We start from the raw sequence: 11681 nt of genomic DNA on the forward strand, positions 1-11681 counted from the left end.
TGGTGGGTGAAAACCTCCGTCAAAGTATTTACCTAACTAACGAAAAACAAGGCCAGATGAACCGAACAACAGTGGCAATTACTCTACTCCGATAACGTGAAGACAGATGTTGACGTCAATTTAACGAGGAGATTTCTGACCGTGTCAGAACACACATGGTTCCTGATAGCCATGGTGGCCTACCTCATCGCGATGCTCGCGATCGGCCTCTTTAGCTTCAGGAAGAATGACGAATACGAAGACTACATGCTCGGTGGGCGCGGGCTACACCCCTTTGTTGCGGCCATGTCCGCCGGAGCTTCCGATATGTCCGGCTGGCTTCTGTTGGGTCTGCCCGGCGCACTGTACATGTCCGGTTTCTCTGAGCTGTGGATTGCTATCGGACTGCTGATCGGCGCCGCGGTTAACTGGAAGATTACCGCTCCCCGCTTGCGCGCCTACACAGAAATGGCCAACAACTCTATTACGGTGCCCAGCTTCTTCGAGAACCGTTTCCAAGATCGTAGCCGCGTTTTACGCGTGGCAGCCAGCTTGGTCATTCTGGTTTTCTTCACCTTCTACGTGGCATCCGGAATGGTCGCAGGTGGCAAGTACTTCCAGTCCACCTTCGAGTCGGGCTACCTCACCGGTATTATCATCATCGCCGGCGTGACCGTCATCTACACCTTTGTCGGTGGCTTCTTGGCAGTTTCCCTGACGGATACTGTCCAGGGCGTGATCATGTTCTTCTCCCTGTTGCTGGTTCCAGTCATGGCGCTAATCACCATGGACGATCCCGGCGCGATCTTCTCCTACCAGCTAGAGAACGCGTACGGTCTGGGAACGATCGATCCAAACCAGCACTGGTTCTCCCTATTCACCGGGGTATCCTTCATCACGATCATCTCTAACCTGGCATGGGGCTTGGGCTACTTCGGCCAGCCACACATCATCGTGCGTTTCATGGCGCTGCGTTCCACCTCGGATGCCCGCTCCGGCATGATCTACGGTGTGGGTTGGATGTTCCTGTGCATGGTTGGCGCTGTATTCGTGGCGATCATTGGTCCGGCATTCTTCGGGATGGATCCAAGCATCGCCATCACGGACCAGACCAGCTTTGAAACGATCTTCCTGGACATGGGCCGTATCCTGTTCCACCCATTGATCGCCGGTTTGGTTCTCACTGCAGTGCTGGCCGCGATCATGTCCACCATTTCCTCACAACTGCTGGTCGTCTCATCTGCATTGATCGAGGACATCTACAAGGGCCTGATCAACAAGTCCGCTTCGGACAACACGCTGAAGATGCTCTCCCGGCTGTCGGTTCTGGTTGTTGCTCTAATCGCCTTCGCACTGTCTCAGGATCCGGATTCCGCAGTGCTCAAGCTTGTGGAGTTCGCGTGGGCGGGCTTCGGTGCCTCCTTCGGCCCCGTTGTCATTGGCGCGCTGTACTGGCGCCGTCTGAATGCCGCTGGCGCAACGGCTGGCCTCATTACCGGTGCCGTGGTTGCCTTCATTTGGGGCGGTCTGCCTTCCTTCGGCGTCATGGAGAAGCCATTCGGTCTCTACGAGATGATCCCTGGCGTACTGTGCAACATCATCGCCATGGTCATCGTAACCAACATGACCAAGGCACCAAGCAAGGAAGTTACCGATACCTTCGACGCAGTTGCGAAGCTGTCCAAGGTAGCAGAGCGTAATCCAGACCAGGATATCGAGCGCGCTGCGGAGGCAATGTCCAAGAACTAGTTGTTCGCCCCACCGGGGACTGAACTTTTACACGGCCATCGCTGTCTAATAGGACATGCGGTGGCCCTTTTCGTTCCCGACCCCCCTCTCAGCCCGTCCCCCTGTTCAACGTCCTGTTCGACTTCCTACTCACTTTCCACCTCACACCCCAGTTCTCACCGCCCTTTCATCGCGGCCACGGCTCCAGCTGTTGATGTCAGCCGTCATTGCCATCGCCGTGGGGTGTACCGTCCCCTTACCCTCGCGCTATTCCTCAGCGCCCTCCTCCCACGACCAACAAACCCTCGTGACAGCCCTTGAATCCGTTCACACAATCCCCACCCGGCCCCGAATCTTGGGATACTCCCGCGAGCGGTTCGGCCATGGCTGGGGAACGCACGTCACCGCCAGCGGACAATTCTGTACTACTCGGCAGATTCTGATGCAGGCTACTTTTTCCACCGACGCCCCCACGCCCTCCCCCGCTCCCATCACGTGCGGGGTTAAATACCCTCGGGGCGTCGGCCCACCAGATCCCTATACCGGCAAGCTACTCCAAGCCAGCCATGTGGACGTCGACCACATCGTGCCGCTGAGCGCCGCGTGGGATCTCGGGGCCTATCAGTGGGATGAGCAAAAACGTGTGCGATTCGCAAACGATATGCAGTGGAATCTGGTGGTCGTCGATTCGACTGTGAACAGGGACAAATCCGATGCCACCCTGAGCGAATGGATGCCACCCGCTATTACCGCGCACTGCTCGTATGCAGCGCGCTTCGTGGCAGTCGTCGCACGCTATGAGCTAGCACTACCGGAGGCGGACATCGCTACAGCACGTAAGGCGTGCGCACTGTAACCGGGTGCCCCGCATAGCGCGTGCTATGACTTTCCCCAATCAATCTGGTTGAGTGTTAAGCATGAATACAGTCATTGTTGCTCTCCACATCCTCACTGCGATCTTGCTCATCGGACCAGTTGCTGTTTCCTCATCGGCCTACGCCCCCACCTTCCGCAAGGCCGCAGCCGGTGATGCCGGAGCCACGGGCGCCCTGCGGTTCATCTTCCGCACCACGCGCACCTACGGTCTAGCTTCGTTGATCGTTCCTACCTTGGGTCTGATCGCGTTCCTCACCAGTGAAGCCGCTCGCGAGAACTACGCTTTTCACGCGGCAATCCTCATCGCCGTCATCGCGTGGGGCTTCCTGTTGGCTGTCGTGATCCCAACGCAACGCAAGGGCCTAATTAAGTTGGGTGCTCTAGATCCATCCGATAACCCAGCCTCCGACAAGGAAGCCGCTGCGGTTCAGAAGCTGAGTACCGAGAAGGTGCCAGGTAAGGCCGCGATGTTCGGCGGAATCTTCAACCTGCTGTGGATCATCACTGCGATCCTGATGTTCGTCTAAAGTCGCCGGGCCCCGGCCCCCGAACCCCGGGGGTCCCTCCCTTATCAAACGGCAGGGCTAGCAAACCTCCAACGGTGGGGTTCGCAAACCACCAACTGCAGGGCACGCAAACCACCAACGGTGGGGCCTTGTGGTAAGACAACAAAAAGACCCGGGTCAGCTCCTTGCCAGGAGGTGACCCGGGTTCCGCGCTATTTAGCGGCGTCCGCGGAAGCGATCACCGCGCCCACCGCGATCATCGCGGTTGAAACCGCCACGGCCTCCGCGATCTCCGCGATCCCCGCGTTCGCCGTGCCCGCGGCGGTCACCGCCACGGAAGTCATCGCGATCACGGTTACCCCGTCCGCGGCCGCCAAAGCCGCGATCGCGAGATTCGTTCCAATCCCCACGGCCGCCACGACGATCATCACCGCGTCGGTCATCACCGCGGAAGCGATCACCACGACCACCACGACTACCACGATCGCCACGACCACCGCGATCCCTATCGCCACGGCCATCACCGCGACGATGGCTGGCGGGGCGACCGTCTGGTGCTCCTGGATCCGGCTCAATATTGATCAACTGGCCCGATACGCGGGTTTTATCCAGCTGCTCAAAAACCTCGCGTGGTAGGTCCGCTGGAAGCTCGATGAGAGAGTGCTCGGAGAAAATGTTGATGCGGCCAAAATCGCGAGAGTTCAGACCACCCTCGTTGGCAATCGCACCTACGATGGCGCCTGGGCGCACGCGCTGGCGATGACCCACGGACAAGCGGTACACCGCCATCTCGTTGCCGTTGCGGTCCGTAACCCGCGGAGCTTCCTTATTAAAGCGTTCATTGAAGCTGCGGTAGCTACCGCCACCGGAGCGACCTTCATCGCCGTAACGATCTTCGCGACGACGCCGAGCTGGGCGCTCGTCCTTTGGCATTTCCTTCATCAGGAAATCTTCGCCGGCTTGGATCTGTGCAGCGAGAGCCGCAGCAATGTCCTCCATTGGAGTTTCAGTGGACGCTGCGAATTCGGTCACCAACTCGCGGAATACAGGCAGTTGAGTATCGCCCAAGCTGTCCTGCAGCGCCTCACGGAACTTGTCCTTGCGTGCGTCATTCACCGCGTCAACGGAAGGCAGTTCAATCTCGTTCAGCGTGGACTTCGTGGCCCGCTCGATAGCCTTCAGCAAGCGCCGCTCACGGGGCGTCACAAACAAAATTGCCCGACCGGAGCGACCGGCACGTCCCGTACGGCCAATGCGGTGCACATAGCTCTCGGTATCGTGAGGAATATCGTAGTTGAACACGTGAGTAATGCGGTCCACGTCCAAACCACGCGCAGCCACGTCCGTGGCGACCAGGATATCCAGACGTCCGTCCTTCAGCTGATCGACAGTGCGCTCACGCTGTGCCTGGGCGATGTCGCCGTTGATGGCAGCAGCGTTGAACCCGCGGGCACGCAAGCGCTCGGCCAACTCCTCAGTCTCGTTCTTGGTGCGAACGAACATGATCATGGCCTCGAACTCGGTGACCTCAAGAATCCGAGTCAGGGCATCCAGCTTGTTACGATGATTGACGAACAAGTAATCCTGCTCGATATTCTCGCTGGTCCGCTGAGTGGACTTGACCGTGATTTCCTGCGGGTTGTTCAGGTACTGCTTGGACAACCGACGAATACCCGCTGGCATCGTGGCGGAGAACAACGCAACCTGCTTGTCCTCTGGAGTGTCCTCAAGGATGCGCTCCACATCTTCCTGGAAACCCATGTTGAGCATTTCATCGGCTTCATCCAGCACCATGAATCGCAGCTCAGAGATATCCAAGCTGCCCTTATTCAAGTGGTCAATGACACGCCCCGGGGTTCCCACGACGATGTGGGCACCGCGACGCAAGCCGGAAAGCTGAATGCCGTAGGCTTGGCCACCGTAAATGGGCAGAACATGGATTCCACCCAGATGAGTAGCGAAGGACTCGAAGCTTTCGGCTACCTGCAGCGCGAGCTCACGGGTGGGAGCTAGCACCAAAGCCTGCGGGTGGCGCTTGGATGGATCAATACGGGCCAAGATTGGCAGCGCAAAAGCCGCCGTCTTACCTGTACCGGTTTGTGCCAGTCCAACAACATCTTTGCCGTCCATCAGGACAGGGATGGTTTGTTCCTGAATTGGCGAAGGCGCTTCGAACCCAACCTTCTTCACGGCTTCCAGTACTTCACTGGTCAGCCCCAGGTTGTCGAAGGACGGGCCCTCAGTTACTTGTTCTTTATCATCTGCGGCCGCTTCAACCACTGGTTCAGTGTGGTTCTCTTGGCCGGAATTTACATCTTGCTCTTGTTCTTGCACGTTCTCGGCCTTCTCAGAATCCACTGCCTCACCAGTCGCGTCAGGTTCAATTCCCAACACATCAGACACATCTAGGGGCGAATTGTCCGCCCCTTCACGCAGTTCTTTCTGAGATACCGACTCGTCCGTAACCGGCTTTTGCACGTCGCCGGTGACGTTTTCAGTATCACTCATTGGGGTCAACCTTACGCCTTCGTGGCGGATTAAGCGATTCTGCGTGCTCGCCGTGGCACAAACGCGGCTTGAAGTGCGGGTAGATTTCACCCGTTGCACCGGAAACGTTCGCGATGATTCGCCGATACGATCCAGGCTATGCCTCGATACAATCCAGCAAGTTTTTGGCCGCCAGCTGCCCACTTCGCACCGCGCCATCCAAAGTCGGGGTGGCATGATGGGTTCCCGCCAGGAAAATCCGCTGTTGAATGTCCTGACGTACCTGACTGTCCTTAATCGCATGGGTGGGGGCAATGATCGGCTTGGCATTGGGCTGGTCCTGACGCTTCACCAACTCCCACTTGCTGGAATCCACTCCGAATAAAACCCCCAAGTCCTGCTGGATCCTACGATCACTAGGCAGTGGTTCGGAGGAGTGCACGACGTTACACGCCACGAGGTGCCGATCGGGCGCGTAGCTCGGCGCAGCCGCCGTCAATTCCGCAGCCCCCGCAATGGGCGATTTCCCTGTGCCGTCCACGGTAAATAGCGGGCGCTGGGCAATCGGCTCGTCAGAGACAAACCACCAACTGGAAATACCCACGATTTTGGGCATGGGGGTTCCTACTAGCGCGTTTTCATCCTTCGGCCGTACGGCCAGCACGACGCGTTCGTACTCTTCCACCCGCAGCTCTCCTGTGAGTGCGTTGCGGATATGCAGCTTCACACCCCCGGCACCTCGCTCATCAATCTCGATGGACTCTATCGGTGAATTCATTTCGAAACGGCACCCCGGGATTCTCGCCATAGTGGCCGAAATCTCACCCATGCCGTTATCGGGGACCGCCAGATTGCCGCGCATGAGGGACATCAATAGCCACTTAGCAAACGTCGCACTGGAAGCACCTTCCTTGTCGTACAGGAAAGCCTCCACCAACGGGTCCAGCGCAACCTTGCGCAGTGCGCGTTTCACCCCACTTTTATCCAGCGATTCGGCGACTTCCATATCGCGGACTTTGTCGCTTTTACGCAGACTGCGCAGTTCCAGACTTGACCGGTGTGGCATCTCTTTACTGATCCATCGTTGCAACCCCCAAAGGTCACGCAACGAGAACGCCGAATCGAAGGATGAGCGCAAGAAAGCGGGAATCAGCGCCGGTGCGCGTACTGGATCCATGATTAGCGCGTGGCCTTGGTCGGTCAGGGTCTGAATACCGGGTTGGAAAGTTCTAATTCCCAGGGCCGCGTATTCGCCCGGGCGCAGAATCTCTTTCAGTGCGGGGTACCACGAATTGAACAGCTGGAAGCCGTGATCAATGGTCATGTCATCGATGCGCTCTGATCGCACGTGACCGCCGAGCATATCCCTCGACTCAATCACCACACAGCGCTTACCCGCGTTTCGCAACGTTCGGGCAGCAGCAAGACCAGCGATGCCGCCTCCAATGACTGCTATTTCACCCATATCGACTAACCGTCTTTGGCCTTTCCATGAACGTCTTCGTTTCGCGTTGCCTAGTTCCCAGCAATTATTCCCTAATCGTATCTAACCAGCCTATGAACTGCGGGATGGCCTGAGCTCCACAAGTGAGGCGAACACCTGTTCTATTTTTTTCGACGCCCTGCGGCCCTTGTCCGATACCCTCCCTAGGCTGACGATCACATCGAAAGCGAGACCCAGAACACAACCAGCAGCACACACCAACCAATCGACCACAAAGCACCAATGCGCTTCAATGGAAGGACGATCCCCATGATCGAATCGAACAAAAGCATCAAGAACACGATCCCCCTAGTTCCAGCGCATTCCACGGAACTGGCTGCGCAACGGATTGCCGGTCTCCTCGCACACCCGCGCAGCTTGATCCGCATCGCACCTTCGTGGGCCGCGCCGCAAACAACGCTGGAGGCTTCCCGGGAACACGGAACCCAAACTACCGTTCGCGCCTATCGGCGGCGCATTTCGGCCACCGCGTGGCGTCGGATAATCGGAGAAAACCCACCCGTAAGTTCAACCCCCGAAGGCCGAGCACCCGATCTGTATGTTGTGACTCTCCACGCGATCGTCAGCGGAGATACGATCGCTGTGGATTCGAGCTTGCGCAGCCATACGGCGACAATCCATTCACTATTCCGACTAGTAATCGGCACGGCCGTGCACGACGTGGAAAGAATTGCAGAAGCCCAAGGCGATGGCTCCCGGGCGTGGACCTGGCATGCACTGATGACCGGACAGCAACTGCGCCAGCGGGGTTCCGCACTGGCGGAATCACCTCATGGCCGCGCGGCCTAGGCAAACCGCCCGGCGCGGTGCACCCCCCCTAAACGCACCCCGCAGCTGCACACACTGGAAAACCTTGCCTTCTGTGCGCACCCCGCAGCTGCACACACTGAATAACCTTGCCTTCTGTGCGCACCCCGCAGCTGCACACACTGAATAACCTAGCCTTCTGTGCGCACCCCGCAGCTGCACACACTGAATAACCTAGCCTTCTGTGCGCACCCCGCAGCTGCACTCAGTGCATAACCTAGCTTTCTGCGCACACCGAGAAGCAAGACGAACTTAACCGAGTTCGCCGTTAACAAAACCGCCATCAAAGGCATCCACGGATCCGTCATCGAGCGGAGCCAACAGAGATTCCCACTCGCGGGCTTGGACCTCAGCCACTGCCAAAGCATTGAACAGTAGATCGAAATCGGTGAACGTTCCCAGCTCCAGCACTTCCTTAGTGAGTTCACCTATGTCCGCGACCGTGGCTTGGTACAGCTCGTACCGTTCGTCGTCATCGAGATCCAAGTCCTCACTGAAAAGCTCCGATTCTGCCTGCTCGATGAGGATGTCGAAATCCTCACCGAAGGCCACAAAGCGCACCAAAGCCTGCGCGCCCTCGTCACCATCTGACAGCTGAACGTGAAGGAGCGAACCGTCACCGACCTCGGCGCTGACAGCTAGCGCGTCGCGGGAATCCTGCACGAACTCCAAATTGGATATACGATCGTCAGTCCCCTCCAGCAGGTCGTGAAGCACAGTGACCAGCTGATCGGTTGTCATGTGCTTATTGACTTCTTCAACCGCACCCTCGACGGAGAACACAACGCTCACAAGGGCAGCTTCGAACCGTTCCTCATTTACACCGTCTTCGTCCTCGATACCAGCTTCTTCCGCACCCCCGTCGGCATCTCCGTCAGATTCACTGTCGAGTTCATCGGTTTCGAATTCATCGTCTACGGCCGCTGCGAGTTCAGAATTCTCCACGTCGCTGCCGTCGGCGCCGTCTTCATCCGTGCGCGCCACAAAAACATTGGCGGCATCGATGGTGGAAAGTCCCCCCTCAACTTCGATGTGCTGGAACTGAATCTCCAGTTCTGGCGCAATCGGTACCAGGAGCAACCCGTCAACCACCCGGGATTCAATGCCCACTTCGTCCAAAGCCTCGGCGATCCTGCTGTAGAAACTCACGCTCACAAGCCTCCTTGGGGAGTAAACCCCATGTAAAAGTCTGGGTCAGTACCCCTGTACACACCGACTTGCGTCAGCGTTAGCACCATCGTAACCCCAGCTGTGCACGATGTCAGTCCCATCAGTAAACAAAACATGGGGGATCACCCTATCGGCCTGGGCGGGGCATTGCCACGGAGCTCTCATCACCGGACCAACCATCCATGCGGAAATGCTGCCATGCCCGCCGGACGTCCGCGCGAGGATCGTGCACCGTGAATGATTCGCGCTCCATAATCCTGGTTGCACGATTCGATAACTCGTACCTTTCCCACCCCGGATCGTCACCCCAAATGAAACGACCCCAAGCCTCCTGCATCTGCTCGGTCAACACCGACTGCTCTTGACCCAGTAATAATTTGGCCTTCGATGCACCCGTATCACCAAAGAGCGCCGATAACTCCATGGAGTGCATAGCACCAATACCCAACCTCCTCAGCATCGCCGGCGCGTAGTCGTACCGATACATCCACACATCGTGGTCATGTTGACTATGCAATTCCGCCAGCCGAACCGACTGGGCCCAAAACACCGCATCCGTCAACAAGTGAGCGAAGTTCGATCGCTTCCCTAAATCGCCATACGCATTTGAGATCTCATCAAAGCCCACCGGATCATGAGCCTGCAGCATTCGACGAGCTGCGTCCGCCCGGGAACCCTTGGAGAAATAGAGCAGCTGGGCCACCGAGAGCTCATCATTGTTGGTACCAATCAGCATAGGTGTGGGGGCCTGCCGGCCCTCCTTAAACTGTTGCAGAGGATGGCGCGGCATTAACTCTCCCCCGATCGACGTGCCGAAACATGGATTGAGCTCCTTGAGCCCTCCCCCGCGCCACAGCATTTGCTGTCCAGCCCGGACGACATCCGCCACCGGCACCGCCCTCAGCTCCTTTGCCGTTGCCGTGCGTGGCACAAGACCCGAATACTGCACAAGCTTGCGCGCCCACACCCGTGCCTGTACCGCTGTGTGAACCCCCATCACAGGGGCAGACTGCATGATTACTCGGTCGTACAGACCGTGTGATGCGGGACTGGACATCAACGCTGCGATCGCCGCGCCACCCGCGGATTCCCCCATGAGCGTGACCCGGGCGGGGTCACCTCCGAACGCTGCAATATGCCGGTGCACCCACCGCAATGCTGCAATCTGATCACTCAAGGCGGGATTTGGTTCCCAGTGCTCCGTCCCCTCCCACCCGAGCGACGTAAGATCCACGTACCCCAGTGTGCCCAGCCGGAAATTCACCCCCACGTAGACGCAATCAATCTCCTTAGAAAAATTGAACCCCCTCAGCACTGCCGTGTGGGATGCACCCGAGAAAAACCCGCCCCCATGGAAGTACACGACCACGGGCAGCTGGGCGTCGGAATAAGGGCGCACCACATCCAAATTCAAACAGCATTCATCGCCGACCACACGGTCGCCCCACCCGTATGTCGTTTGAGGTGCCACCGGGCCATACTCTGTACCGTCCCACACCCCGTTCCACGTGGCTGGACGTGGCGGCTCCCAGCGCGCGGCCGTGCCATAGGGAATGCCCCGCCACGTACAAACCCCCTCAATAACCATGCCCGCAATCGGACCGGAGGCAGTTTCAACGATGGGACGGTTTGCGAACTTCACATTTCCAACATAATTGCTACCTCGCCCCCATGGACGAAAAATCTGTAGCCTAAACGCTATGAATTCACCACTAAAGAAATTTCTACCCTTCGGTCGGAAGAGCGATCAATCCAATACCTCCACCACATCCCAACGGGGTAGCCAGGGAAATAACTCCAACGGCTACCCCAACGGTCTGATCGCCACCCGATTCTTTGCCGCAATTGACCGAAGCGCACAGATTCAAGCGCCCGCTATTCGGTCTTACGTGCAAAAGCTGACAGAGAAGAACGCGGATAAGTCGCTGGACGAAAAGCAAGCGATTCTCGACAAGCACTTCATGAACTTGCTGACTGGCACCGGTGCAGGCACCGGTGGTATTGCCGCCGTTCCGGGCCTGGGTACCCTGCTTTCCATCGGTGCCGTCGGTGGTGAATCCCTGTTAGTACTCGAGGCATGCGGACTGTACTCCCTAGCATCTGCCCACTTACACGGCATTAACATTGATGACGAGGAAAAGCGTCGCGCGATCGTACTCCTGACCGTGTCCGGCGCTGATGACAATGAACTGGTTAGCGCATTGTCTCAGGGGTCCACGATGGCCTCAGTCAAGTCCCTGCGCGGTGTAACCAAGGCTCCCCAAAAAGACTTGCCCATGATCAACGGAGTGCTGGGCAAGTTGGCCTTGCGACAGATACGCAAGGCCTTCGCCAAGGGAATGTTCCGCAAGATCATGCCGTTCGGCATTGGCCTGGTTTTAGGGGTCACCGCCAACCGCGCCATCGCGAAGACCATGATCGAGCAGGTGCACCGTTTCGTGGCGGAAGCCGGCCAGCAAACCTCGGTGGAGTAGCCGTAGCCACCTTGCTACCCAGTAAGAGATGACAGCTGAACACGGACGTCAGACCGGCTTCCTCTGCCAGCGACATCGCACACCTTTATGGGGGCATAATAAAGCGCGTTTCAACTGCATATATCTCAATAACAGCCCAACCCCCTACGC

The 11681-nt window shown here is 57.8% G+C and carries 9 protein-coding genes; 5 read left to right on the plus strand and 4 right to left on the minus strand.

The features are described 5' to 3' along the window. Positions 1–141: 141 nt before the first annotated feature. The 3 genes from putP to CAURIC_RS07110 all read left to right on the plus strand — a co-directional run bounded on the left by putP (position 142) and on the right by CAURIC_RS07110 (position 3110). Entirely contained in the window at positions 142–1728 is a 1587-nt protein-coding gene (gene putP, locus CAURIC_RS07100) for a sodium/proline symporter PutP (protein WP_035114103.1), read from the plus strand. A 193-nt stretch (positions 1729–1921) separates the two neighbouring features. Next, on the plus strand, positions 1922–2563 hold the full coding sequence (locus CAURIC_RS07105; RefSeq protein WP_035114106.1) for an HNH endonuclease family protein: 642 nt from the start codon (positions 1922–1924) through the stop codon (positions 2561–2563). Positions 2564–2624: 61 nt separating this feature from the next. Next, complete coding sequence (locus CAURIC_RS07110) at positions 2625–3110, plus strand: hypothetical protein (RefSeq protein WP_035114109.1); 486 nt, start codon at positions 2625–2627, stop codon at positions 3108–3110. Positions 3111–3305: 195 nt separating this feature from the next. On the opposite strand, the gene CAURIC_RS07115 is transcribed toward CAURIC_RS07110, so the two are convergent. Then, a complete protein-coding gene (locus CAURIC_RS07115; RefSeq protein WP_035114112.1) occupies positions 3306–5597 on the minus strand; it encodes a DEAD/DEAH box helicase in 2292 nt (763 codons plus the stop codon). Positions 5598–5733: 136 nt separating this feature from the next. Continuing rightward, positions 5734–7041: an FAD-dependent oxidoreductase gene (locus CAURIC_RS07120; protein ID WP_035114116.1), complete on the minus strand. Its 1308-nt coding sequence runs from the start codon at positions 7039–7041 to the stop codon at positions 5734–5736. A 288-nt stretch (positions 7042–7329) separates the two neighbouring features. Here CAURIC_RS07120 and CAURIC_RS07125 point away from each other — a divergent pair, with 288 nt between their 5' ends. Next, positions 7330–7869, plus strand: a complete 540-nt coding sequence (locus tag CAURIC_RS07125) for a hypothetical protein (RefSeq protein WP_035114120.1) — start codon at positions 7330–7332, stop codon at positions 7867–7869. Between the two features lie 270 nt (positions 7870–8139). Here CAURIC_RS07125 and CAURIC_RS07130 read toward each other — a convergent pair whose 3' ends face one another. Beyond that, the gene (locus CAURIC_RS07130) at positions 8140–9036 is read right to left on the minus strand and encodes a hypothetical protein (protein ID WP_235700719.1); all 897 of its coding nucleotides are present in this window, start codon (positions 9034–9036) and stop codon (positions 8140–8142) included. A gap of 148 nt (positions 9037–9184) precedes the next feature. Continuing rightward, the gene (locus CAURIC_RS07135; RefSeq protein WP_035114122.1) at positions 9185–10699 is read right to left on the minus strand and encodes a carboxylesterase/lipase family protein; all 1515 of its coding nucleotides are present in this window, start codon (positions 10697–10699) and stop codon (positions 9185–9187) included. Between the two features lie 58 nt (positions 10700–10757). Between CAURIC_RS07135 and CAURIC_RS07140 the strand changes: the two genes are divergently transcribed. Then, complete coding sequence (locus tag CAURIC_RS07140; protein WP_035114125.1) at positions 10758–11531, plus strand: hypothetical protein; 774 nt, start codon at positions 10758–10760, stop codon at positions 11529–11531. The last annotated feature ends 150 nt before the right edge of the window (positions 11532–11681 follow it).

It is taken from the genome of Corynebacterium auriscanis (genome assembly GCF_030408435.1).
In the GTDB taxonomy this organism is placed as follows: Bacteria; Actinomycetota; Actinomycetes; order Mycobacteriales; family Mycobacteriaceae; genus Corynebacterium; species Corynebacterium auriscanis.